The sequence below is a fragment of the Lysinibacillus sp. FSL W8-0992 genome, from assembly GCF_038008685.1.
Lineage (GTDB): Bacteria > Bacillota > Bacilli > Bacillales_A > Planococcaceae > Lysinibacillus.
In genome coordinates this window covers 3,247,140-3,270,293 of sequence record NZ_JBBOZQ010000001.1, presented here as the reverse complement: position 1 = coordinate 3,270,293, position 23,154 = coordinate 3,247,140, and the positions used below count along the sequence as shown (strand labels likewise).

Sequence of the window (23,154 nt, the reverse complement as noted above, 5' to 3'; positions counted from 1 at the left end):
CCTGGCACTAAGCCGCAACCCTCGCTAATGCACGGTTAGTTGCGGCTTACGTATTGTACGTTTTGAGCAGGCATTTAAGTGGGAAAATTGTTTGAGTGCCTGGCACTTTATATTAGATAATCCCACGTTCTAAACTGTTACTTTCTAAAGTTGATTTTTGAGGGAGAAGACTGACAACTATTGTTACGATTGCATTGATGATTAACATATATAAACCATTGTTAATATCTAAAATAAATGAAGGTAAATTAGGGAATAAAGTTGCCATCGTTGTGCCTGTGCCTGCTGAAAATAAAGCTATTGAAATACCAACGATTATACCAGCGATTGCACCTTGTTTTGTCACGAAGTTTTTCTTCAGTAAACTAAAAATTAGAGCAGGGAAAAGCTGTATGATAAAGTTATAGCTAATTAATTGTAGCAATACGAGCGCACCACTTGAATTTAATGATAAGTATAAACTAATAATCGCAGCAATAATTGCGAAAGATCGTGCAATATTCATTTGTTTACGTGCCGAAGTATTTGGTTTCAATTGAACATAAATATTAGAAGTTATCATTGAACCAATTGTAATAAGCATAACTGAACATGGTACTAATGAAGCCAGTAATCCAGCGGCTCCAATTAATCCTACAAACCATGGATCAAATGTTTGAAATACTAATTGAATTAATGCCAAATCACTTTCTGCGCCTGATAGATTTGGGATTGTTAATATCGCTGCTAATCCGATAAAGCATGAAAATAACTGCATTAATGAATACAGCGGCATCAAAATCGTATTTTTTCGAAGTGCCTTGTCACTTTTTGCTGCATATGCTGATAAAAATGTATGTGGCCAAATATATACTCCTAGCGCCATTAATATGATGGTAGAGATAAACCATACGAGACTTAAACCCGCATCTGGAAAGAACAATACTTGAGGTTTCACTTCAGAAATATTTTTTATCATGGATCCAACTCCATCATGATAATGGAATGGTAAGTACAAACCTAAAAATAAAAGTACGCCAAATGTTAAAATGTCCTTAATCAAAGCGACGCGAGAAGAACCGTGGAGCCCTGAAATTAATGTATAGATGACAACAATAATGCTTCCAACCCATATTGCTGTTGTAGACGATATAACCCCGTAGGATGCAACAGAAACAATCAGTCCTAACCCTTTTAATGCCATGACAATCATAGGGATAATTGCAACTACACCAACAATCGTAATGAGCTTTCCTAAAAATGGACTCGTATATTTCTTTTCAAAAAAGCCACCTTGCGATATTAAATTATGCTCTTTACTGTAACGTCTGATTTTTGGTAATAGGAAATAGCCTAGTACGCAACCAATTGAAATATAAGTCATAATATAAAGCGTTGCAATGCCACTATTATAAGCTAGTCCCACTAATCCAGTAAGGGAAAATGCGGTAAAAAATTCTCCTGCTAATAAGAAGAAAGTAACGATAGCACCCATGCCTCGTCCACCTAATGCCCATTCTTCCATATTCTCATTTTTACCTCTACCAGCTTTAATTGCCCAATACATACAGACAATGACAAAGGAAATCATAATTGTAATAGAAATATTCATTCTACACCCTCCTCATCATGCTGGTCGAACTTATACATAATCAAAGTAGTTAGTGAAGTTAGAACGACACAAAGAACAATCCAAAACATTGAAAAAGGGAGCCCTAATATATAAGGGTCAACCCGATTCGTTAAAGGTACACCAACAAGAAAACCTAGAACTGGAATAAACGCTAGATAATATAATGGTTTCAAATTAATCAACCTCCTCAAGTGCTTTTTCTAATAGGGGATGTACAAACTGTTGTATCCGCTTCATACCTTCTTCTAAATCATGCATTGAACATGCATACGAAATACGGATATACCCTTCGCCATATTCAGAAAATCCGTAGCCTGGTATGACTGCCACTTTCTCTTTTTCCACAAGCTGATGGACAAATTCATTTGAACTTAAGCCTGTTTTTTCAATAGAAACAAATAAATAAAACGCACCATCTGGTTCAATTGCTTCTAAGCCAATGTCCGTTATCCGTTGAAAAATAAAGTTACGTCGTATTTCATATTGTTGGCGCATTTCTTCGACTTCTGGTAAATCATGATTTAATGCGTTAATGGCAGCGTATTGACTAACAGAGTTTGCACATACACAGTTAAATGCATGAACTTTAAACATTTCTTCTGTTATATAAGCAGGGGCTAATGTGTAGCCAATTCGCCAACCTGTCATAGCGTGGGACTTTGATAAACCATTGATGACGATACATTGCTCTTTCATTGCTGGGAATGAAGCGATTGACGCATGTTTCAAACCATATGTTAGTTCACTGTATATTTCATCTGAAATGATAAAAATATCTTTACCTCTTAATAGATTTGCTATTTTTTCTAATTCATGAGCCTCTAACATAGTACCTGTAGGGTTTGATGGATATGGTAAAACGACACATTTTGTTTTTTCTGTTAAGTTTTCTTCGATTAATTTTGCAGAGATTTTACAATTATTTTTACGTGTATCAACAAATACAGGTGTTGCGTAGCACAAACGAATAAGTGGTTCATAACCAGGGTAAATAGGTGCTGGTAAAATGACTTCATCACCAGGCTCTAAAATCGTACGGAATGCAATATCTAACGCTTCGCTTGCACCCACAGTAATTAAAATCTCATCTTCTGGATTATAATGGAGTTGGTAGCGTCTTTTCACAAAGTTAGCAGCAGCCTGTCTAAGTTCAAGTACACCTGCGTTATGTGTATAACCAGTTTTATGTGCATCAATAGCTTGTTTTCCTGCTTCTAAAATAGAATGTGGTGTTACAAAATCTGGTTGTCCAATTGTAAGATTAATAATTGACGGGTCATTTGCCACCTTGTTTCCAATTTCACGTATTGCAGAAATTTTAATGTCTTTAATCGTTTTATTAAGTAAATATTTCACGTTGTTCTCCTTCTCCTATCTATTTATTTGGGGACAGTTTAGTAATATGCAAAAAGCATGCCAATTTGAAAGCATTGATAAATCAAGGTTTTCAATAAATAGCTCATTGAAATATTGGTTCGATTTTGACTCATTGATTCGTTTTCGATTCAATTTTGTATACCTCTCCAATATCAAATGCTATCGTTTGCTACATCAGGGTTTAAAAATGAGTCGTTTTCGAATCAAATACTGTTTTTCTTTACTATTGACCTGTAAATGGGCATTATTTTATTGATTAACAAATAATAGAACGGCTCATTTTTATAGATTATTTATTAAACTTTGGTAGAATTGAATGAAATAATATAGAATTTGGTGATTCGAATGGATAAATTAGCTCTTTTTCAAGATGAAAAGAATCAATTTTTTTTAGATATTATGAACACTATTAAAGATGGTATTTGGGTACTTGATAAAAATGGAACCGTCATTTGGGTAAATGATGCTGCAAAGCGGGGACTGTTTGATGTTGATGAAGTGGACTTAATCAATCAAAGTGTATTTGACATGGAAAAAAGGGGGTTATTTTCACCTTCAATTGCCCGTCTTGTATTGAAAAATAAGCAGTTTGTTAATACAGTCCAAGTTATAAAGAACAACCAGAAATTACTAGTATCTGGGGATTATATTACTGACGAAAATGGTGAAATTGAATTTATTGTTACTCATGCTCGCACGCTAAGTGAAGCATTTAATATGAATATGGAATTAGAAAAGGCAGAAGATCTTTTACAACGTTATAAAAACCAAATTCGGGAAATGATTAGGCATCAAAATAAAGAGCAAGAGCTAGAAACATTTGTTGGAAAAAGTAAAGCTTTTCACGCTGCTATTGAGTGGCTTGAAAAAGTGGCAGATGTGGATACAACCGTTTTAATTACAGGGGAAACAGGCGTAGGGAAGAGCGCTTTTGCCCAAAAAATGCACCAATTAAGTAACCGCAGTGACAAACCTTTTGTCCACTTAAATTGTGGTGCTATTCCTGAATCTTTAATTGAATCGGAGCTTTTCGGCTATAAGAAAGGTGCATTTACAGGAGCAAATAATAACGGAAAAATAGGGCTCATCGCTGCTGCGGAAAATGGCATATTATTTCTTGACGAAATTAGTGAACTCCCATTGCAAATACAGTCTAAATTACTTTTGTTCCTTCAAAATAAAACGTATACACCGATTGGAGATACACAAGTCCATCAAGCAGACGTTCGAGTCATTGCTGGCTCAAATGCTAATTTACTAGAAATGACGAAAGCTGGACAATTTCGGGCTGATTTATATTACCGCTTAAATATCTTGCCACTAACTATCCCTCCTTTGAGGGAACGCAGGGAAGATATCGTACCTCTTTTAGATTTTTTCTTAAAAAAATATAATAATAAATATCAAAAAGACCGTAGCTTATCTGGTAAACTAACTAATATTTTATATAACTACGATTGGCCAGGAAATATTAGAGAATTAGAAAATCTATTAGAACGATTGGTCATTACAGCTCCCAATAAAGTGATTAATGAACAGGACCTTCCGAGTGACTTTCGACATGAAGAGACAGCTAATATGCTGGATACCTTGCCTGAAGGTCAATCCTTAACCGAATACCTTAATCATATTGAAAAAGAGATTATTGAAAAAACGTATAATCAACTTCAAAGTACAAGAAAAACAGCTGCTAAACTAGGCGTCACCCAGGCGTATATTGCAAGAAGGTTCAAAAAATATAATTTAAACATTACAGAAACGAAAAATTTAACTAGTACGGAATAACGTTTAAAGAGGGGGAGTCAGAAAATCTCTATCGTTAAAAATGAAGGATAAAGGAAGTGGAAAATTTATTTGAAAAGAACATTTTTTTATAGTTTTTATAGTTTAGCTTTTATTTTAATGCTAGTTGTTCAACTATTTAACCGTAAATATCCTTTTCTTGAAGCATTGATGCATACATTTATATTTACATTTACGATTATGATTTGCCATATCATATCTGAGAAAATAAATAAGACCAATCCGTGATGAGCAGTACCTAATTGGTATTAAAAAGAAGTATTCACTGACGGTTGGCGTTTGGAGGTATAGAATGAGGGCTGAGCAAATTATAGCAAAAGCAATCTGTCTATTTAGAAATGACGATTTAATACTTGTCGCCGAAGGTTTTGATGAAGTAAAAGGGGAATTTTACTATCGGCCAATTGGTGGGAAAATTGAATTCGGAGAGACAAGTGCGCAAGCAATACAGAGAGAAGTACTTGAAGAAATAGAGGCAAATATACATAATTTAAACTATATAGGAACAATTGAAAACATATTTACATATAACGGTGACCTTGGACACGAAGTAGTATTTGTATATGATGCTGAATTTGTAGACAAGTCCTTTTATGCAAACCCTTCTTTTCTTGGAAAAGAAGATAATGGTGCAACGTTCAAATTGCTATGGAAGGCAATTAGTGATTTTACAAATAATAAATTAACTTTAGTTCCCGATGGATTATTCGATTTGCTTTGAATAGCTACTTGAGTTAGGAACCTTCTTACTCTAAAGAAATAAATAAATTATTGTAAAGTCGTTCGGATAGTCGGACGGCTTTTTTAGTAGTGTATTTTTCACGGTAGTTTATTTTGTGGTGGTAAACTGCTGCTTGTTTCAAAATAAAATTTCAAATTAATGTCCCTTTGCATAAGAAATAGACGTATATAGTGTGCAGAAAGGGGGTGTTACCGATGCAAAAAACGAATTTTTTAGGTGCTACGCTTCGCTTAAAGTATTTAGCAGGACACAATGAAAAAAATGAGCCGAAGTTCGCAATCAAAACATACCGTAATTTAAATGGTACGCATACAACAGCGGCGTTAGTAGCGGTAGCTAAAGCGATTGCAAGTCTTTCATCTCAGCCACTCGACAGTATTATGAAGCAAGAAACAACAGAATTATCGTAAATCCAGTAAAAACAAGGGGTGATTAAAATGGCAAAAGTGTTAGAGTTACAGTTTGAAACAGAGATGGGGAAGACGGCGACGATTGCGATTGATGCACCGAAGCCAAATGTTACACCTGCTGAAATTCAACAAGTAATGCAAACGATTATTACGAACAGTGTATTTGGTGGACAAGCTGGTGCTTTTGTTGGCATGAAAGGTGCACGAATAATTGATCGTCAAGTTTCAGAATTTGAACTAGGTATGAATTGATTGAAATGGTCTTTGCACTAAGCTGCAAAGACCATTTTTAAGACGTTAGCAAAATGTCGAAAGGAGGGTGCGGTATGGAACAGTGGCTGAATATGGTATCCAATATTGGCTTTCCGATTCTCATGTCGTTTTATTTATTGCACCGCGTTGAAGTAAAGCTAGATGCGATACATGATGTGCTTGTTTCGATTAAGGATAGGTGATTTCACAAAGAAGCATTATGCTAAAGTGATAGGCTAACTTTTTTTTGCATGCTACCACGACATTCCTCAATTAAATTGACAATATAGAGTGTGAAACACAATGAGAAAAAGTGTTAGATTATTTAATATCTAACACTTTTTCTGTAAAACTTGATGTCGCTATAGCGGACACTTATTGTGAGCGTCACGTTAATCTAGAAACGTCGCAGTTTTCTTTTTTTAAACTTAACATTATTTAAGTTGTGGTTCATTCTTTTTAATTAAGTTTATAATATCTTTTGTAGAAATATTTTCTTGTTCATTTTTCGAGTATATATCCAATAAATATAATAGATTATTACTTGTAATCAAATAAATAATAACTCGAAATCCACCAGACTTACCTTGCTTCGCACTTGTATTTGCCATTCTTTTTTTGAAAATTTTAAACCTTTTTTTACTATTTTCGAATTTTACACCTATACCCTGAATAGGTTCGCCTAATTCAGCACCTACTTCGATTTCATCAATTAATGCTTCAAAATCATCAACTATCTTTGGATACCGCTTTAGTAATCGCTTAAACTCCTTTTCAAATGTAGGAGTTGTGTTAACTCTATACTTCATTACTATTTCTCTTCACGTAAATCTTTTAAAAAAGAACGTGCTGACTTTTTAGGTAGTAAGCTTTGTTCAATTAAATCAACTTCTTGAATTGCATTTGATATTTGATGATTTCTAGTAGAGGGAATGGACTTGTTTGAGACTTTTTTTATAGTTTCAGTAGTTGTCATATCTTTTTTTTCCTCCTTATCACACATTAAACTCACCGCCTTATTTAAATACAACTATATATATTAAGCATAGACGGTGTGCAATCCTTTAAATAAATCATAGCAAATTGCGTCAATCTATCAAGCTTTTCAGTATATTCATTGAGATTTTACTATAATTCGATAGACTATTTTGTTAAATTTCAACACAACATGTCTAATTTTTTGATGTACTGGATTGAATTGGGTGGCGGCAGCATTTCTACTGTTATTTTGTTTTGCACCGCGTCGAAGTAAAGCTAGATGCGATACATGATGTGCTTGTTTCGATTAAGAATAGGTGATTTCACAAAGATGTAAGAAAGCTGTCACTACAGGTAGTTGTCAACGCTTACACCATTCGATAAGATGAGGGTAATGTTGGTAGGGAGTGTGTGAAGATGAAAAATAAGGTAATAGGATTCGTGTTACTATTAGCGTTAGTTACAGCACTTAGTGCATGTGGAAATGTGAAGTTTAAAGCTGATTATAGTTATGAAATACAAGATTTTGACCATGTCAATCAACGTGGAGAAAATATTTCACTTGAAAGTTTAAAAGGCAAACCTTGGTTAGGTATGTATATTTTTACGAATTGTAATTCAGTTTGTCCACCAATGACGTTTAACATGACGCAAATACAAGAAAAGCTTATGAAAAAAGGAATAGAGGATTATAATCTTGTCGCTTTTTCAGTAGATCCCGAAGTTGATACACCTGAAGTGCTAGCTGACTATTTAGCGAGATATACTGTGCCTGATGAATCGAAATGGAATCTCCTTACGGGGTATTCTCAGTCATATATTGAGCAATTTGCAGTGAAATCCACAAAATTACTAGTAAAAGATGACCCGAATTCAGATCAAGTTATCCACGGTATCCAATTTTTCTTAGTCGATAAAGATGGTATCCTTGTAAAGCAATATGACGGCTATGCGAAGGACGCATCAGATGTACCAATCGATACGATCGTGGGCGATTTAGAAACATATATAGAGGAAAACTTATAAAATGAAAGCTAGTGCTAAATGGATATAGCACTAGCTTTTTTGCGCAATCGTTTATATTTTCAACGGAATCTTCATCTTAACGACTGTTCCCCAACCTTTTTTGCTTAAAATCGTAAGCCCTCCATGCTCACCAAAGGCGACGAGGAGTCGCTTGTGTGTATTACTTAACCCAATATGGCTGTATTGCTCATTTTGCTGAAGACGCTCACGTACGATTTGTAGCTGACTTCTGTCCATGCCTTTTCCATTATCGATAACGACTAAGGTCATCAAATCGGCTTGAACGGTCATTTTAATTTTAATCTGACAAAGCTGCTTTTTTGGTTTCCCATGCTCGATGGCATTTTCAATTAATGGCTGAATCGTCAACTTTTTCACTTTAAATGGCACAATATCATCATCATATTCCCATAGAACGTGAAATTGATTTTGATGACGCGCTTTCAAAATATCAATATAATGCTTCGTGTATTTAATTTCCTCCATTATAGGAACCATACTTGATTCATCATCTAGTGAGTAGCGGAGAATCGTTGCTAAATTATCAATCATGTCGTTTAATTCATTTGGTTTCCCTGTCAACGATATCGCGCGCCAGTTCAATGTTTCCAGTGTGTTAAATAAAAAATGTGGGTTCAATTGGGATTGTAGGGCGGCTAGTTCTAACGTTTGCTCCTTGTATTTTTTCTCAGCTAGCTTTCTTTTCAAAGTATTTTGTTCCGTAAAATTCAATAAAACTTTATGTGTAATTAGACTATATACATCATTAACAGGGATTGAAATGTCAGGTAATGCACCGCCCTGTTCAGCAGATTGGAAAATAGCTAATATCTTTCGCATATGCACAGTTGCTTTTCTTGTTACCCAGTAGGCATAGATGACACTGCCGATGATGCAAATCGCGGAAAGAAATAATACAAGCTTCAACAGCTTCTTTGGTACTTGATAAAGACTCGTTTTAGGATTGATCGATAAAAATGTCCAGTCATATTTTGATGACTCCATTTTAGAAATAACGTATGGCTTGCCATCAATCGTCATATCAAAAAATGAATTAGGATTAGATGTTAGCCTTTGTATAATTCGGTTACCTAGCTCATAATTTTGCTCGTTAAAAATAATATTATTTTTATTGTCCACGATGACTAAATTGCGTCCAACTGTCGTTGACAATGACGCGAGCTGTTGCTGTAAATAGTCTGCCTTAATATTTAACACAAGCACGCCGTTATTTTTAGGAATGGTCCGATACATCGTAATAATATTTAAAGGTGTATCCATTTGGTTATTCGTTATACGTTTAATGGTCCTTGATTCAGCCCACGTTTCCTCATAGCCGAGATGGGTCACAAAGCTATGATACCAATTAAAATCGAGTGTATTTCTTAATTCGACCAAACCAGTTGTTGTCGTCGATAAATACTTTCCAGAATCGTTTTTTACATAGATGTATATCGAGTGGATATATTCTCTAGCTTCTTTTGGTGCATCAATAAAATTTTTTAATGTGACAAGGTCCTTATAGTCTTGGTGAGTAAGTGTTGGCTTATCCATAAGCTGCTGCAGGTTGTCAAATTGATTTGTACTAGAAATAATATAGCTATTTAACGAATCGAGCTCATAAAAAATAAGCTCGATATTTTCCTTTGTTTGCGTTAAAAGATCTGTATTGCGATCAATAATATCCTGTAATACATATTGTTGAATTAAAAAAATGGATAATGCCCCTAATACAATGAGTGGAATAAGCATTGGTATTAATAAGCTAATTAAGTTTTTTAAAAAATAGGTGCGTATGTAATGGTTAGTCAATGTGAAGACCACACTCCTCGTTTCGATATTCACGAGGTGTTTTACCATAATATTTACGGAATGTCCGAGTGAAATTTTTAGCATTGCTATAACCCGTTAATTCACTTATTTCGTAAATTTTATAGTCAGGGTTTTTTAAAAAAATCGCTGCCTTTTCCATTTTTACTTCTACGACAAAATCAGAGAAGTTGCGGCCTGTTTTTTCCTTGAAATATTTACTGATGTAGACTGGATTTAAATGAACTAGCTGTGATGCACCTTCAAGGGAAGCATGTTGGTAATGCTCGTTAACATATTTTAATATCGTTTCAATGACCTTATCTTGATTAAAGTCCGTTTTAAAAGTTACATATTTTTCGTCGAGCTGTGCTTTAATCTTTGTGAAAACTGTGACAAGCTCACTGTATTTTGTTGGTTTGGTTATATAGTTTTTGACACCATATTGGATAGCTTGCTGTGCATAATCAAAATCTTTGTAACCACTTAAAAATACGACATGGATTGGTGATTTTTGTTCATCGAGCTGTTTAGCAATTTCGATTCCTGTTAGCTCTGACATTCTTATATCCGTGAGTAACACGTCGACATGATGGTTATTAATAAAAGCTAAAGCCTCTATACCATTTTCAACTGCACCAACTATTTCAAAACCAATTTCTTCCCATGGAAAATAACTGCTTAAGCCATTACGAATTTCAAACTCATCGTCAGCAATTAATAGTTTATACATCGCAAATCATCACCTTTTAAATAATTAGAAATATTAAAATAATTACTTTTTATCATACTCTATTTATAAAGTTTATGAATCCTAAATGTTGAAAATTGATACTTTAAGTAAGTGTAAGGGACTAACATATTAAAAAAAGATACTATTTTGTCTAATAATAGCCCTTTTTTCAACAATATTATTACGGTTTAATTAAAAGTATATTAATTATTTAGCAATTTAGTGTTTTCAGATAATTGATATATTTAACAAATGTGCAAGGGGATTATGAATGAGGGGGAGTCTTTAACTTAGTAGAAAAATATCAAAATATATAATAGTAGACAAAAAAGTCGAGTAACACCAATTAAAACAGTGAAATGTCGAATGAGAACGAAGTGTTTGCAGGAAGGGTGACAGCAATGATTCAAGTCAACAATTTAAAAAAATCCTTTGGCCCCTTACAAGTTTTAAAGGGGGTAGATTTACAAGTACAGCAAGGGGATGTTGTTGTATTAATTGGAGCGAGTGGTTCAGGAAAAAGCACATTGTTACGTTGTTTAAACTTTTTAGAGTTATATGACGAAGGACAAATAAGTATTGAAGGACAGGCCATACAGGCTACAAAAACTGATTTAAATAAAATTCGAGCTGAGGTAGGTATGGTGTTCCAGCATTTTAATCTTTTCCCTCATCGGACAGTACTTGAAAACATAATAGAAGCACCAATCTTTGTAAAAAAGCAGTCAAAAGAAAAAGCAACTGCTTATGCATATGATTTACTTGAAAAAGTAGGGTTACGTGATAAGGCGGGAATGTACCCTGATAGTTTATCGGGCGGTCAAAAGCAACGGGTAGCCATTGCACGTGCATTAGCGATGGAGCCAAAAGTGATGTTATTTGATGAACCAACCTCTGCATTAGATCCAGAGTTAGTTGGGGAGGTACTACAAGTTATGAAGCAGCTTGCTAATGATGGTATGACGATGGTTATTGTGACGCATGAAATGGGCTTTGCGCGTGAAGTAGGGAATCATATCGTCTTTTTGGAAGGTGGACAAATTTTAGAAGAAGGTCATCCAGATACTTTCTTTGATAATCCAAAAAATGAACGAACGAAGCAATTTTTAAATAGAATTTTACACATAGGGGGTAGTAAACATGAAACGGTTCAAGCTTAAAGCATTATTAGCAACTTTAACATTAGGGGTAGGTCTTTTAGTAGGCTGTAGTTCAAATGAAGAACCAAAAAAAGCAGCATCTTCAGGTACTGAACAAGAGGAATTTGTTTATGCAATGAGTGGAATTTATAAGCCATTTAACTATAAGGAAAATGGTGAGTTAGTAGGGTTTGATGTAGAACTTGGAGAAGCGTTAGCTGAAAAAATGGGCATGAAACCTGTCCCTATGACTTTTACATTTGAATCTATTATACAAGGTCTTTTAGACGATAAATTTGATGCGATTTTAGGGAGTATGACAGTCACTGAGGAGCGCTTAAAGGTTGTTAGCTTCACAGATACTTACTATCGTTCAGGCTCACAACTATTTGTAGCTGAAAATAATACGACGATTAAATCAGGAGCAGATGCAGAGGGCAAAGTAATTGGTGCTGTACCTGCCACAAATTATGAAACAGATGCGTTAAAATTAACGGCTAAGGAAAATGTTATAACTTATCCGCAAGGTGATGTTGCAGCATTGATGGATATTAAGACAGGTCGGTTAGATGCTGTTGTGGCAGATAATATTTTTGCACAGCTTGCTATCGATGAAGCGAAAATACCAGTTAAAGCTGTTGGGGATTTATTAGCAGTAAATGAACAAGCAATTGCAGTTAATAAGAAAAATGTGGAATTAAAAGAAAAGTTAAATATAGCATTAGCACAACTAATTGCGGATGGAACATATGCAAAGATCAGTGAAAAATGGTTTGGCTTTAACTTAATGGACGAAAGAGTTAGTAAATGAATAACGGAGAAAACATTTCTCCGTTACCTTACAACAATGATGACAACAGAGTGGGTGAATAGATGTTAGAAATTTTTCAATCGAATTATAAAATGCTTTTTGATGCACTATGGGTAACACTTTCAGTAACGATTTGTTCATTAGTTTTAGGTAGTATTGTCGGGTTAATTATTGCCTTTTTTAATATGTCAAAAATAAAAGTGCTGAAATATTTTGCGGCAGTGTATTTAGCCATTATTCGTGGTACACCGATGATTGTTCAAATTTTTATTTTATATTTTGGTATTTCTTCGTTCCTAACGCTGCCTTCTTTTTGGGCGGGTGTATTAGCTTTAGCTGTCCATAACGGAGCGTATATTTCTGAAATTTTCCGAGGTGCAATTCAGTCAATCGATCGTGGTCAAATGGAGGCGGCTCGTTCGTTAGGGATGTCCCAGACGTTGGGGATGCGCAGAGTAATTTTACCTCAAGCTATGCGAAGAGCGATTCCACCACTAGGTAATCAATTCATTATATTATTGAAGGAATCTGCGCTTGTTGCTTATATCGGTATGTCAGATTTATGGAGTACTACATTAGCCATTGCGGGCGCAAACTATCGTCCATTAGAAACATACATGGTTACTGGTGCATTTTATTTAATACTAGTATTAGCATTTACATTTATTTTCAATAGAATGGAAAAGCGTTTGAATTTACAGACGCGTCATTAAAGGGACACTGTAGCAACGAGTACGTTTGCTACAGTTTTTTTTGAGTTGAGGTGCCTGACACTAAAAAGATTGGCAAAATTCAAAATTGTTCGGGTGACTGGCACTTGTTATAATATGAATATTCCAGCTTCAAATAAGGGGAGGTAGTTTTGTATGAGCATAGGCGAAACATATTTAAACGTTGTACTAGAGAGATTCAAATCTGTCAAAGCGGATGGCGATAAAACAATTGCACAATTAGACATTGAGCAATTGCACTGGGCTTTCAACGAGGAGTCTAATAGTATTGCTGTCATTGTCAAACATGTTAGCGGAAACATGATTTCAAGATGGACTGACTTTTTATTAACGGATGGCGAGAAAACGGCAAGGAATCGTGATGATGAATTTATTGATAGCATTGATACTAAAGAAGAGTTAATAGCTATTTGGGAAAAGGACTGGCAAGTATTTTTTAATGCTTTACATAGTTTAACAACAACAGATTTGTTGGCGAACATCACAATAAGAGGACAGCAGCATACAGTGATAGATGCTATTGAAAGACAGATGGCGCATTATGCTTCACATGTCGGGCAAATTGTCTACATAGGGAAGCAAATAAAAGGGGACGAGTGGAATACATTGAGTATTCCAAGAGGGCAATCGCAGGCGTTCACAGAAGCTATGATAAAAAAGGGGTAGCACAACTGGCAAAATTCAAAATTGTTTGAGTGCCTGACACTATTGGTGGAATATTCTAAATTGTTCGGGTGCCTGGCACATCAAACGGCACAAAAATGCCATCCATCAAGATTAAGCTTGATGAATGGCATTTATTTTATGATCGGTCATCTTCCCAGCATTCTGTATTTTTCAATTCTGGGATAGATTTTGCGTAAAAGACAGGGTTTTTTCCTTTTTTACGTTGCTGCGTGAAATCGTCTAAAACTCGGAATGCTATTTTACCGAGAATCATAATAACCGTAATATTGATTAGCGCCATAAGCCCCATAAATAGATCGGCTAAATTCCAAACAAGTTGCACTTGAGCTACTGAGCCGAACATTACCATGGCAAGTACTAAAATGCGATATACAGTCATCCAGCCTTTGTGCGCATTGATAAACTCAATATTTGATTCGCCGTAATAATAATTACCAATAACGGAGCTAAATGCGAAGAAAATAATACTAATCGCAATAAAATAAGGTGCCCAATCGCCAACATGTACAGCTAATGAGTTTTGCGTAAGGATAATCCCATCACTTTCACCTGTTTTGTATAAGCCTGCCAAAATAATAATAAAAGCAGTTGCTGAACAAATCATAATTGTATCAAAAAATACGCCTAAACTTTGCACGAGACCTTGCTTAGCAGGGTGTGAAGTATTGGCTGTTGCAGCTGCGTTTGGCACACTACCCATACCGGCTTCATTGGAAAATAATCCTCTACGAACACCTTGCATAATGGCAATTCCAATCGCCCCGCCAGCCGCTTCTTGAAGCCCAAAAGCTTGAGAGAATATGAGCTTGAACACTGTTGGAATTTCTCCTAAATTTGTTGCAACGACGTAAAGAGCAACGAGTAAATAAAATACGGCCATTACAGGTACAATTACTTGTGTAAATTTAACAATTCTATGTACACCACCGAAAATAATCATCGCCGTTAGCACAACTAATAGAATGCCAATAACAACTGGTTTAATATTAAATGCTTCACCTACAGAAGTAGCAATCGTATTTGACTGTACAGCGTTAAAAATAAAGCCAAAGCTCAATGTTAAGAGAATACTAAAAACGATTCCTAGCTTACGTTGTCCTAATGCCTTTTCTATATAATAGGCAGGACCACCACGAAAAGTATCACCGTCTTTTACTTTATAAACTTGAGCCAGTGTGCTTTCAATAAAAGCTGTAGCCATACCGAGAATGGCAATAATCCACATCCAAAATACCGCGCCCGGGCCACCAACACCGATGGCAAGTGCAACACCAGTTATATTACCAGTACCTACACGCGACGCTGCGCTAATCGTAAAAGCTTGAAACGGAGAAACACCAGATTCACCATCTCTTTTCTCAGCTATTAAACGAAACATTTCAGGGAAAAGACGTATTTGTACAAACTTAGAGCCAATTGAAAAATATAATCCAGCTGCTAATAATAATATAATTAAGAGGTACGTCCATAAAATATTATTCGTGTCATCTACAATATTTGAAATCCATTCCATTTATCTTCCTCCTTTTTTCAATAAGTTTTTATTTTACACTTTTTTTTAATTAAACATCAAATTATTAAAAATTCATAATAATAAAATGATATTTTGCTTTTGAACTGAATTGTTATTTTGTAAATATTTAGATGGTGGTAAAATAGTAGTAAAGGAAAAAAGCTGGTGTTGGCTACAGTGGTTGCGGCTCATTCTTTTCAACTTAGTATTCATCTTGGTTTTTGTTTTATACCTATAAATAGTAAAGAAGGAGTGATTGTTTTTAGTATAAAGAACTAAGGAAAACGCTGTTATTGACAAACGAAGTAGTCTTTTCCCTCCTGTTTTAATAAAAATTCACGATAAAATCACGGGAGAGGTTAATGACGCAAAGAGGATTTTTATAGAAAAGGAGTTGATGATTTGAAGACGATTGGATTAATTGGTGGTATGAGTTGGGAGTCTTCAGCTATGTATTACCGTCTTCTTAATGAGAAGGTACAGCAACAATTGGGTGGCTTACATTCAGCAAAATGTATTTTATATAGTGTTGATTTTCAAGAAATTGAACATTATCAAGCGAATGGACAATGGCAAAATGCGGGGGAAATATTAGGGGAAGCGGCATTATCATTAGAAAAAGCAGGTGCCGATTTTATTGTTATTTGTACAAACACAATGCATAAGGTAATGGATGTTATTGAGACGAATATTACAATTCCGATTTTACATATTGCCGATGCAACTGCCGTTCAAATTCAACAAGCTGGTTTACAAACTATTGCATTGTTAGGTACAAAATATACGATGGAACAAGATTTTTATAAAACTAGAATCGAACAGTTTGGCATTAACGTAATGGTGCCAAACGATGAAGAACGAACAGTCATCAATCGAATTATTTATGAAGAGTTATGTTTAGGTAAAATTGAACGGACTTCAAAAGAAGCCTATTTACAGATTATTGAAAGCCTTGTGAAATCTGGCGCGCAAGGAATTATTCTAGGCTGTACTGAGATCGGATTGTTAATTCAGCAAGAAGATGTTTCAGTCCCTGTTTTCGACACGACCATTATTCATGCGTTAGCCGCTGTAGATAAGGCACTAAAATAGAGAAAGGCCATTGATAAGGAGCGATAAAATGACAAAAAAAGTGCGGGAAATGGGAATTGCTATTGGCACGTTACCAATAGGTAAAAAAAATTGTATTACCGATGTACAAGGTGTGCAAGTAGGGCATGTCACTCTTGATGAAAAGTTAAATGAAGAAGGAGCATACGCTTGTACAGGGGTAACGGCCATTTTACCGCATGGTGGAAATTTATTTCAACAAAAAGTTACTGGTGCAAGTTATGTGTTAAATGGTTTTGGCAAGACAACAGGACTCGTTCAAGTAAATGAACTTGGTGTGATTGAATCGCCAATTATGCTGACAAATACTTTTGGTGTGCCTGCTGTAACACAAGGAACTTTGCAATATATGTTAGAGACGAATAAGGAAATTGGCGATAGCACAGGGACGATTAATCTTGTTGTTGGGGAATGTAATGATAGTTATTTAAATTCTATTCGGGCATGTCCAATCACACCAGGCCACGCATTAGAAGCGATTTATAACGCATCTGAAGATGTAGCAGAAGAAGGCGCTGTTGGGGCAGGAAAAGGGATGATTTGTTTCGGCTATAAAGGCGGGATAGGATCATCATCGCGCATTGTGACAATCGAAAATGGAGAAGAAATCAACTATACAGTTGGTTGTATGGTTCTAAGTAATTTTGGCCATAGCTCAGAGTTTTTAACTGAACACTACAACGTGCCAAATGCTCAAAGTAACACTGTATTATCACCAACGGATGGCTCGATTATCATTGTGTTGGCAACGGATGCACCCCTTAGTAGCCGCCAACTAACTCGTGTTATTAAACGCTGTGGAATCGGACTCGGACGAACAGGCAGTCATTATTCTCATGGAAGTGGCGATATAGTGATTGGCTTTACGACAGCAAGACTTATTTCACATAGTACAGATCAACTTTTGGAGACACGACAGCAGCTACGCGAAGATCACCCAATTATGAATCAGTTATTTACAGCCGCAGCAGAAGCAACAGAGGAAGCCATTTTAAATTCACTTTCACAGGCGCAAACAACTACTGGTCGAAACGGTCATGTAGTAGAAGCTTATAAATTTACAAATTAAACGAAAAGCTATTGAGCACTAAAGTGTTTCAATAGCTTCTTTATTTTAAACTAAAAATAACTGTAAAAATTTCTTTATGTCGTTTTCTACTGCTTGTAAATCACCGTATATTTTTTGCTCGGCTAAAAAATAAGCATCGGATAAATGCAGTATTTCTTTTAATATCCATTCAGCACGTTCCTCTAACTGAATATAGTCAATTAGTCTAAATAGCATTGACGCCACTTCACCTAGATTCTTTGAGTATGTATATTCACAACTGAGCATGCCAAGCAGAATTTGTAAAGGAGAATCGTTATAAGGGCTTCCATAAAAGGAATGTAATAATGAACAGATATCGTTCGGTTTTGCTTTTGATGATAAAGAAATATCAATTAATTCAACTGGTGGATGTTCAAGTTTTTCGATAATAGCGTCTGCCCAATTAATAACGTCTTTTATTGTAAAATATCCTATTGTAATTCCTAATCGATACACCTCTGCCATCACTTTTATTTCCATAGTAAACTCCTTTTAAAACTACAATTTTAGGCAAAATGACCACGATGCCATTATTTGATTTATTTCGGCTGGATTATACAACCTTCAATATAAAAATTCGCTAAATACTTATAAAATAGCTAAAATTTCTCCCCTTGTATTAATTTTTTCCCTATTTATAGCATAATTTGTGTAATCAGTAGAGAATAGCTAATATTTTGACATTATCCTTTTTTTATCTAGTCAACAATTATGTGGTATGTTAATATTCAATGAAAATACTGAATTATCTAATAATTTTACTTGTTTCCTACAAAGAGGTGGGTATGATGCAAGAAAAGATTTATCAGCCGATTGAAGTGAATTATACTCCGAAGAATCAACAACCAACTCCTATCATTCAAAAAAGCTTCGAGCCTTTGATTAAAATTGACAAACAACAATCTAGAATTTTTACTCAACCTGTTTATTACCTACAACAAATTGCTAACAGTTTACAATCCATTTATTTGCGTAAAGAAGCTTTTGAGCGATTACAGCAAGCTTTATTGCTATTGCCTGAAAATTATAGCTTTATTTTATATGACGGATACCGTCCATTCCAGGTGCAACAATTTTTATTTTCGCATTTTTCTGAAGAAATCCAACATCAACATCCAAATTTTACAAAAGAAGCTGTTTTTAAAGAGACGTTAAAGTATGTGGCTTTTCCATGCGAAGGTCAAGAGCATTTTGTTCCGCATGTAACAGGTGGAGCGATTGATTTAACTTTAGGCGATGATAAAGGTAATGCGTTAGATCTTGGTACAGCATTTGATGAAATTAGTGAAAAATCAGCAACCCGCTATTTTGAACTACATTCTGATGAAAATAAGGAAGCATGTGTTCATCGTCGGCTTCTGTATAACTGTATGACGGCGGTAGGATTTACGAATTATGCTGAGGAATGGTGGCATTATGACTTTCACAATATTGCTTGGGCGAGAAGGGTAAATGCTAAAGAAGCCCATTACGGTGCTATTGAAGCAAAGATTGAAAATTATTTAATAAAGGAGTATCGATATTTATGAAAGTTTATATAAGTGCAGATATTGAAGGCATTACAGGAACAACCTCGTGGAGCGAGACAGAACTGAATGGACCAGATTATCATTTTTTTCAGAAACAGATGACGAAGGAAGTTGAGGCAGCAATTGAAGGTGCGCTAGTTGGTGGTGCAACGGAAATTTTATTGAAGGATGCCCATGACTCAGCTCGAAATCTTGATATTGCAAACTTGCCTATCAATTGTAAAGTCATTCGTGGTTGGACATATGACCCGATGTGTATGGTAGCAGGACTTGATCGTAGCTTTGATCGTGCGATTTTCATCGGGTATCACAGTAAAGGAGGAAGCGAGCGCAATCCATTAGCACATACGCTTTGTGTATTTGCAGATATAAAAATAAACGGCGAATATGCAAGTGAATTTCTCATTAATACGTACGCTGCCTCCCTACATGGCGTTCCAGTATCTTTTGTCAGTGGGGATGTTGGGCTTACGGAAGAGATTCAATCATTCAATAGCAACATCGTAACATTTGCCACTAAAGAGGGGGTAGGCAATGCAACAATAAGTGTCAGTCCTCAATTGGCAATCGCCGAAACAAAGCGACTTGTAGAAGCATCAATGAAAATATCACGAAATGACTTACAAGTGACATTGCCTGACCGATTTGTAGTGGAAATTATTTACCGTGACCATACACGTGCCTACCGAAACTCATTTTATCCGAACGCAACGTTTAAGCCGCATAACACAGTCGAATATGTAACAAATGATTATTTTGAAGTGCTTCGAATATTACAGTTTTTAACATAAGAATAGACTGTAGGTGAATAAATGAAAATTAAAAATATAGTTGTAAGGAAGGTCGAAGCTCCGCTCATTGTGCCATTTAAAACGGCATTGCGAACCGTTCATAGCATTCAAAATATTGCTGTTTATGTCCATACAGAGGATGGCCAAATTGGCATAGGTGAAGCAGCACCAACTGCAGTCATTACAGGTGAAACAATTGGTTCGATCACACATGCGATCGAACACTATATTAAACCAGCAATTTTAGGGATGGATATAGAAGAAATGGCATCCATTATGGAGCGTTTAGATAAAAGTCTTTATCAAAATACGAGTGCTAAGGCAGCGGTTGATATGGCACTTTATGATTTACATGCACAGCACTACAAAACCCCATTGTATAAATTACTAGGGGGCTATCGAAAGGAATTAATAACGGATATTACAATCAGTGTGAATAATACTGAAGAAATGATAAAAGATAGCCTTGCTGCAGTAGAGCGTGGCTTTCAAATACTAAAGATTAAGGTTGGAAAGGATCCAGCAACAGATGCTAAGCGGGTGCTGGCAATACGGGATGCTGTAGGCCATGCGATAACATTACGAGTTGATGCAAATCAAGGATGGACGCCGAAGCAAGCAGTGCGAATTATAAGTGCACTTGAAGATGCGGACGCCAATATCGACTTAGTCGAGCAACCTGTTCACTATGATGACCTTGTCGGCATGCAATATGTGACAGCCAATACAATCACTAATATTTTGGCTGATGAAAGTGTATTTTCAGCAAAAGATGCCTTCACGATCATCGAACGACGTGCTGCCGATTTAATCAATATTAAGCTAATGAAAACAGGTGGCATTTTTCAGGCGCAAAAGATATGCAACATAGCAGAAGCTAATGGCATTCCTTGTATGATTGGTTGCATGCTTGAAACCAAAATAAGTGTCAGTGCGGCAGCGCATTTTGCTGCCTCACAGAAAAATATCACAATGGTAGATTTAGACGGACCGAGTTTATGTATGAATGATCCTATTGCAGGAGGTCCCATTTTTAACAATGATCGAATAACGATGACGGATGCAATTGGAATAGGATTTTCATGATAAAAAAGCTAAGGGGGATGCTTATGATGAAAAGGAAATGGTTTCTTTTAGTATGTCTGGTCGCCTTACTTTGTGCTGCCTGTAGTAATGATTCTTCGGACGAAAAAAAATCTGAGTACCGTGTCGTTTATTCAGGAGAGATTAAAACATTAAACTATTTAAAAACATCAGAAACAAATGAATTTGCTGTCGCTGCAAATTTAGTTGACGGGCTAATTGAATACGATAAGTACGGTGTCGTTCAACCAGGCATAGCGAAAGAATGGTCATCAAACGAAGATGCAACTGTTTGGACATTTAAGCTACGTGATGATGTGAAATGGGTTACGCATGAAGGTAAGGAGTATGCCGATGTTGTGGCCCAAGACTTTGTGGATGGCCTCAATTATGTGTTAGATGCAAAAAATGAATCTTCTACCGTATGGAGTGCGACCGTTGTAAAAAATGGTGAAGCGTTCTATAACGGTGAGCTAACTGATTTTTCGAAGGTGGGAATCAAGGCTATCGATAAATCGACGGTTGAATATACTTTAGAAGCTCCTACACCTTATTTCCTTTCGATGTTGAACTATGTATGCTTCTTCCCTGTAAATGGAAAGTTTTTAGCTGAAAAAAGTGATAAGTTTGGTACTACACGTGAAAACTTCCTTTATAACGGTGCATATATATTAGATAAATTTGAACCTCAAAATGAGCGTGTCCTTGTGAAAAATGACACTTATTGGGATAAGGATAATGTCCTGATTGATCGAATTCGCTATAAGTATAATAAAGAAGCGGCAACAGTTGCTCCAGAGCTATTTTTACGTGGCGAAATCGATTCAGCAGATATTCCAACATCCATTATTGACGAATGGTTCAATGATGACAAGAAAAAATCGCAAGTACGTCAAACGCAAAATAATTTTTATTCGTATTTCTATGCTTTAAACTTTAATCCGCAATTCGATGCGGAATATGAACCTGATAACTGGAAGGTCGCTGTCAATAATAAAGATTTCAGAAAATCATTATTCCATGCATTTGATCGTGTATCAGCGATGCTTACAGTCGAACCGTTTAATCCTCAAGATTTACTAAGTAATACCATTACACCGAAAAATTTTGTAGATGTTGAAGGAGTTGACTATACACAATTAGAACCATTAGCTGCGATAACAAGCAATGATTCCTTTAACAAAGATTTAGCATTAGAGTTTAAGGAAAAAGCAATGGCAGCGCTAGAAGGGAAAGCGACATTCCCAGTAAAGGTATTGATGCCATATAACTCTGGGATGCCAGATTGGGCAAATCGTACACAAGTTATTGAACAACAAATCGAAAAATTATTAGGTGTGGACTACGTTGATATTATCGTAGAAGCGGGTCCATCGACAGGCTTCTTATCAGAAGTTCGACGTCCTGGTAAATTTGCATTAATAGAAGCAAACTGGGGTCCAGATTATGCGGATCCGTCAACGTATACAGAGCCATTTAGTGTGGATGGCACTTACAATAAGCCGGAATTAGCGGAAGGGTATACAGAAGCAAACGGTCAAACAATCTACTTGAATTTATTGGATAAAGCGAAGGCAACAATTGAGACAGAAGAACGCTATAACCTATTTGCCAAAGCGGAAGCCTTCCTAATTGAAGAGGCGTTTGTAATTCCATACGCCGTTGGTGGGAGCGGTTATGTTGCTTCAAAATTAAATCCATTTGAAGCCCAATACTCACCATTTGGTGTGACAGCAGAGAAGTTTAAAGGGCAAAAGGTGTTAGAAAAACCAATGAGTAATGATGAGTTTAAGGCAGCTTTGGCACAGTGGGAGCAGGAACGTGCGAATGCATTAACGAATGCAACAAAATAACAGAGTGGATTAATCATTACCAAGATTCAATCAGTTAGCAATAAGTGGTGATTTTTCAATACAGAGGAGATGACC

At 35.8% G+C, this 23,154-nt stretch carries 25 protein-coding genes; 16 read left to right on the top strand and 9 right to left on the bottom strand.

Features of this window, described 5'->3' with window-relative positions; translation table 11 throughout:
* Window positions 1-112: 112 nt before the first annotated feature.
* From NSQ74_RS16475 to NSQ74_RS16465, 3 genes are read right to left on the bottom strand one after another with little or no spacing between them, the layout of a single operon-like run.
* Window positions 113-1,591, bottom strand: coding sequence for a sodium:solute symporter family protein (locus tag NSQ74_RS16475; protein WP_340824748.1), 1,479 nt, complete (start codon window positions 1,589-1,591; stop codon window positions 113-115).
* Window positions 1,588-1,785 (bottom strand): DUF3311 domain-containing protein, encoded by a 198-nt coding sequence (locus tag NSQ74_RS16470; protein WP_340824746.1) that lies wholly within the window; start codon window positions 1,783-1,785, stop codon window positions 1,588-1,590. The genes NSQ74_RS16475 and NSQ74_RS16470 overlap by 4 nt, the downstream gene beginning before the upstream one ends.
* 1 nt (window position 1,786) lies before the next feature.
* Window positions 1,787-2,968, bottom strand: coding sequence for an aminotransferase A (locus NSQ74_RS16465; RefSeq protein ID WP_340824745.1), 1,182 nt, complete (start codon window positions 2,966-2,968; stop codon window positions 1,787-1,789).
* Window positions 2,969-3,334: 366 nt separating this feature from the next.
* Between NSQ74_RS16465 and NSQ74_RS16460 the strand changes: the two genes are divergently transcribed.
* The 5 genes from NSQ74_RS16460 to NSQ74_RS16440 all read left to right on the top strand — a co-directional run bounded on the left by NSQ74_RS16460 (window position 3,335) and on the right by NSQ74_RS16440 (window position 6,399).
* Window positions 3,335-4,774: a sigma-54 interaction domain-containing protein gene (locus NSQ74_RS16460; RefSeq protein WP_340824744.1), complete on the top strand. Its 1,440-nt coding sequence runs from the start codon at window positions 3,335-3,337 to the stop codon at window positions 4,772-4,774.
* Window positions 4,775-5,084: 310 nt separating this feature from the next.
* Window positions 5,085-5,513, top strand: a complete 429-nt coding sequence (locus NSQ74_RS16455) for an NUDIX hydrolase (RefSeq protein WP_340824743.1) — start codon at window positions 5,085-5,087, stop codon at window positions 5,511-5,513.
* Window positions 5,514-5,728: 215 nt separating this feature from the next.
* Complete coding sequence (locus NSQ74_RS16450) at window positions 5,729-5,944, top strand: DUF1659 domain-containing protein (protein WP_340824742.1); 216 nt, start codon at window positions 5,729-5,731, stop codon at window positions 5,942-5,944.
* Window positions 5,945-5,971: 27 nt separating this feature from the next.
* Window positions 5,972-6,196: a DUF2922 domain-containing protein gene (locus tag NSQ74_RS16445; protein ID WP_340824741.1), complete on the top strand. Its 225-nt coding sequence runs from the start codon at window positions 5,972-5,974 to the stop codon at window positions 6,194-6,196.
* A 74-nt stretch (window positions 6,197-6,270) separates the two neighbouring features.
* Complete coding sequence (locus tag NSQ74_RS16440) at window positions 6,271-6,399, top strand: YvrJ family protein (RefSeq protein WP_340824740.1); 129 nt, start codon at window positions 6,271-6,273, stop codon at window positions 6,397-6,399.
* Between the two features lie 231 nt (window positions 6,400-6,630).
* On the opposite strand, the gene NSQ74_RS16435 is transcribed toward NSQ74_RS16440, so the two are convergent.
* Together NSQ74_RS16435 and NSQ74_RS16430 are read right to left on the bottom strand one after the other, a co-directional pair.
* A complete protein-coding gene (locus NSQ74_RS16435) occupies window positions 6,631-7,005 on the bottom strand; it encodes a type II toxin-antitoxin system RelE/ParE family toxin (RefSeq protein ID WP_340824739.1) in 375 nt (124 codons plus the stop codon).
* A 2-nt stretch (window positions 7,006-7,007) separates the two neighbouring features.
* Window positions 7,008-7,172, bottom strand: a complete 165-nt coding sequence (locus NSQ74_RS16430; RefSeq protein ID WP_340824738.1) for a hypothetical protein — start codon at window positions 7,170-7,172, stop codon at window positions 7,008-7,010.
* A gap of 419 nt (window positions 7,173-7,591) precedes the next feature.
* On the opposite strand from NSQ74_RS16430, the gene NSQ74_RS16425 reads away from it, so the two are divergent.
* Window positions 7,592-8,200, top strand: a complete 609-nt coding sequence (locus NSQ74_RS16425) for an SCO family protein (protein ID WP_340824736.1) — start codon at window positions 7,592-7,594, stop codon at window positions 8,198-8,200.
* 51 nt (window positions 8,201-8,251) lie between these two features.
* Here NSQ74_RS16425 and NSQ74_RS16420 read toward each other — a convergent pair whose 3' ends face one another.
* Window positions 8,252-10,012: a sensor histidine kinase gene (locus NSQ74_RS16420; RefSeq protein WP_340824734.1), complete on the bottom strand. Its 1,761-nt coding sequence runs from the start codon at window positions 10,010-10,012 to the stop codon at window positions 8,252-8,254.
* Entirely contained in the window at window positions 10,005-10,742 is a 738-nt protein-coding gene (locus NSQ74_RS16415) for a response regulator transcription factor (RefSeq protein WP_340824733.1), read from the bottom strand. The genes NSQ74_RS16420 and NSQ74_RS16415 overlap by 8 nt, the downstream gene beginning before the upstream one ends.
* 401 nt (window positions 10,743-11,143) lie before the next feature.
* On the opposite strand from NSQ74_RS16415, the gene NSQ74_RS16410 reads away from it, so the two are divergent.
* The 4 genes from NSQ74_RS16410 (at window position 11,144) to NSQ74_RS16395 (ending at window position 14,089) form a co-directional block, all read left to right on the top strand.
* The gene (locus NSQ74_RS16410) at window positions 11,144-11,902 is read left to right on the top strand and encodes an amino acid ABC transporter ATP-binding protein (RefSeq protein ID WP_340824731.1); all 759 of its coding nucleotides are present in this window, start codon (window positions 11,144-11,146) and stop codon (window positions 11,900-11,902) included.
* Complete coding sequence (locus tag NSQ74_RS16405) at window positions 11,883-12,692, top strand: transporter substrate-binding domain-containing protein (RefSeq protein ID WP_340824730.1); 810 nt, start codon at window positions 11,883-11,885, stop codon at window positions 12,690-12,692. Before NSQ74_RS16410 ends, NSQ74_RS16405 begins: the two co-directional genes overlap by 20 nt.
* 62 nt (window positions 12,693-12,754) lie before the next feature.
* Window positions 12,755-13,405: an amino acid ABC transporter permease gene (locus tag NSQ74_RS16400; protein WP_340824729.1), complete on the top strand. Its 651-nt coding sequence runs from the start codon at window positions 12,755-12,757 to the stop codon at window positions 13,403-13,405.
* A gap of 153 nt (window positions 13,406-13,558) precedes the next feature.
* The gene (locus tag NSQ74_RS16395) at window positions 13,559-14,089 is read left to right on the top strand and encodes a DUF1572 family protein (protein WP_340824727.1); all 531 of its coding nucleotides are present in this window, start codon (window positions 13,559-13,561) and stop codon (window positions 14,087-14,089) included.
* Window positions 14,090-14,225: 136 nt separating this feature from the next.
* Here the strand turns inward: NSQ74_RS16395 and NSQ74_RS16390 are convergent, their stop codons facing one another.
* Window positions 14,226-15,623 carry an alanine/glycine:cation symporter family protein gene (locus NSQ74_RS16390; RefSeq protein ID WP_340824725.1) on the bottom strand — a complete coding sequence of 466 codons (1,398 nt, stop codon included), beginning with the start codon at window positions 15,621-15,623 and terminating at the stop codon, window positions 14,226-14,228.
* Between the two features lie 402 nt (window positions 15,624-16,025).
* Here NSQ74_RS16390 and NSQ74_RS16385 point away from each other — a divergent pair, with 402 nt between their 5' ends.
* Together NSQ74_RS16385 and NSQ74_RS16380 are read left to right on the top strand one after the other, a co-directional pair.
* A complete protein-coding gene (locus tag NSQ74_RS16385; RefSeq protein ID WP_340824724.1) occupies window positions 16,026-16,715 on the top strand; it encodes an aspartate/glutamate racemase family protein in 690 nt (229 codons plus the stop codon).
* Window positions 16,716-16,743: 28 nt separating this feature from the next.
* Complete coding sequence (locus NSQ74_RS16380) at window positions 16,744-17,802, top strand: DmpA family aminopeptidase (protein WP_340824722.1); 1,059 nt, start codon at window positions 16,744-16,746, stop codon at window positions 17,800-17,802.
* Between the two features lie 45 nt (window positions 17,803-17,847).
* Here the strand turns inward: NSQ74_RS16380 and NSQ74_RS16375 are convergent, their stop codons facing one another.
* Complete coding sequence (locus tag NSQ74_RS16375) at window positions 17,848-18,303, bottom strand: hypothetical protein (RefSeq protein WP_340824721.1); 456 nt, start codon at window positions 18,301-18,303, stop codon at window positions 17,848-17,850.
* Window positions 18,304-18,608: 305 nt separating this feature from the next.
* On the opposite strand from NSQ74_RS16375, the gene NSQ74_RS16370 reads away from it, so the two are divergent.
* Genes NSQ74_RS16370 through NSQ74_RS16355 form a run of 4 tightly spaced genes read left to right on the top strand, consistent with a single transcriptional unit; the run spans window position 18,609 to window position 23,079 of the window.
* Window positions 18,609-19,352: a M15 family metallopeptidase gene (locus tag NSQ74_RS16370; RefSeq protein WP_340824720.1), complete on the top strand. Its 744-nt coding sequence runs from the start codon at window positions 18,609-18,611 to the stop codon at window positions 19,350-19,352.
* Window positions 19,349-20,143 (top strand): M55 family metallopeptidase, encoded by a 795-nt coding sequence (locus tag NSQ74_RS16365; protein WP_340824719.1) that lies wholly within the window; start codon window positions 19,349-19,351, stop codon window positions 20,141-20,143. The genes NSQ74_RS16370 and NSQ74_RS16365 overlap by 4 nt, the downstream gene beginning before the upstream one ends.
* 21 nt (window positions 20,144-20,164) lie before the next feature.
* Window positions 20,165-21,229, top strand: a complete 1,065-nt coding sequence (locus NSQ74_RS16360; protein ID WP_340824717.1) for a dipeptide epimerase — start codon at window positions 20,165-20,167, stop codon at window positions 21,227-21,229.
* A 23-nt stretch (window positions 21,230-21,252) separates the two neighbouring features.
* Entirely contained in the window at window positions 21,253-23,079 is a 1,827-nt protein-coding gene (locus NSQ74_RS16355) for a peptide ABC transporter substrate-binding protein (protein ID WP_402760258.1), read from the top strand.
* Window positions 23,080-23,154: the final 75 nt, after the last annotated feature.

What these genes read in the sequence shown, in the direction of transcription:
- NSQ74_RS16365 (WP_340824719.1), top strand. Translation starts at nt 19,349, where the DNA reads ATGAAAGTTTATATAAGTGCAGATATTGAAGGCATTACAGGAACAACC.
- NSQ74_RS16405 (WP_340824730.1), top strand. Translation starts at nt 11,883, where the DNA reads ATGAAACGGTTCAAGCTTAAAGCATTATTAGCAACTTTAACATTAGGG.
- NSQ74_RS16415 (WP_340824733.1), bottom strand. Translation starts at nt 10,742, where the DNA reads ATGTATAAACTATTAATTGCTGACGATGAGTTTGAAATTCGTAATGGC.
- NSQ74_RS16445 (WP_340824741.1), top strand. Translation starts at nt 5,972, where the DNA reads ATGGCAAAAGTGTTAGAGTTACAGTTTGAAACAGAGATGGGGAAGACG.
- NSQ74_RS16375 (WP_340824721.1), bottom strand. Translation starts at nt 18,303, where the DNA reads ATGGAAATAAAAGTGATGGCAGAGGTGTATCGATTAGGAATTACAATA.
- NSQ74_RS16435 (WP_340824739.1), bottom strand. Translation starts at nt 7,005, where the DNA reads ATGAAGTATAGAGTTAACACAACTCCTACATTTGAAAAGGAGTTTAAG.
- NSQ74_RS16400 (WP_340824729.1), top strand. Translation starts at nt 12,755, where the DNA reads ATGTTAGAAATTTTTCAATCGAATTATAAAATGCTTTTTGATGCACTA.
- NSQ74_RS16460 (WP_340824744.1), top strand. Translation starts at nt 3,335, where the DNA reads ATGGATAAATTAGCTCTTTTTCAAGATGAAAAGAATCAATTTTTTTTA.
- NSQ74_RS16410 (WP_340824731.1), top strand. Translation starts at nt 11,144, where the DNA reads ATGATTCAAGTCAACAATTTAAAAAAATCCTTTGGCCCCTTACAAGTT.
- NSQ74_RS16430 (WP_340824738.1), bottom strand. Translation starts at nt 7,172, where the DNA reads ATGACAACTACTGAAACTATAAAAAAAGTCTCAAACAAGTCCATTCCC.
- NSQ74_RS16370 (WP_340824720.1), top strand. Translation starts at nt 18,609, where the DNA reads ATGATGCAAGAAAAGATTTATCAGCCGATTGAAGTGAATTATACTCCG.
- NSQ74_RS16425 (WP_340824736.1), top strand. Translation starts at nt 7,592, where the DNA reads ATGAAAAATAAGGTAATAGGATTCGTGTTACTATTAGCGTTAGTTACA.
- NSQ74_RS16475 (WP_340824748.1), bottom strand. Translation starts at nt 1,591, where the DNA reads ATGAATATTTCTATTACAATTATGATTTCCTTTGTCATTGTCTGTATG.
- NSQ74_RS16450 (WP_340824742.1), top strand. Translation starts at nt 5,729, where the DNA reads ATGCAAAAAACGAATTTTTTAGGTGCTACGCTTCGCTTAAAGTATTTA.
- NSQ74_RS16360 (WP_340824717.1), top strand. Translation starts at nt 20,165, where the DNA reads ATGAAAATTAAAAATATAGTTGTAAGGAAGGTCGAAGCTCCGCTCATT.
- NSQ74_RS16455 (WP_340824743.1), top strand. Translation starts at nt 5,085, where the DNA reads ATGAGGGCTGAGCAAATTATAGCAAAAGCAATCTGTCTATTTAGAAAT.
- NSQ74_RS16395 (WP_340824727.1), top strand. Translation starts at nt 13,559, where the DNA reads ATGAGCATAGGCGAAACATATTTAAACGTTGTACTAGAGAGATTCAAA.
- NSQ74_RS16355 (WP_402760258.1), top strand. Translation starts at nt 21,253, where the DNA reads ATGATGAAAAGGAAATGGTTTCTTTTAGTATGTCTGGTCGCCTTACTT.
- NSQ74_RS16440 (WP_340824740.1), top strand. Translation starts at nt 6,271, where the DNA reads ATGGAACAGTGGCTGAATATGGTATCCAATATTGGCTTTCCGATTCTC.
- NSQ74_RS16390 (WP_340824725.1), bottom strand. Translation starts at nt 15,623, where the DNA reads ATGGAATGGATTTCAAATATTGTAGATGACACGAATAATATTTTATGG.
- NSQ74_RS16380 (WP_340824722.1), top strand. Translation starts at nt 16,744, where the DNA reads ATGACAAAAAAAGTGCGGGAAATGGGAATTGCTATTGGCACGTTACCA.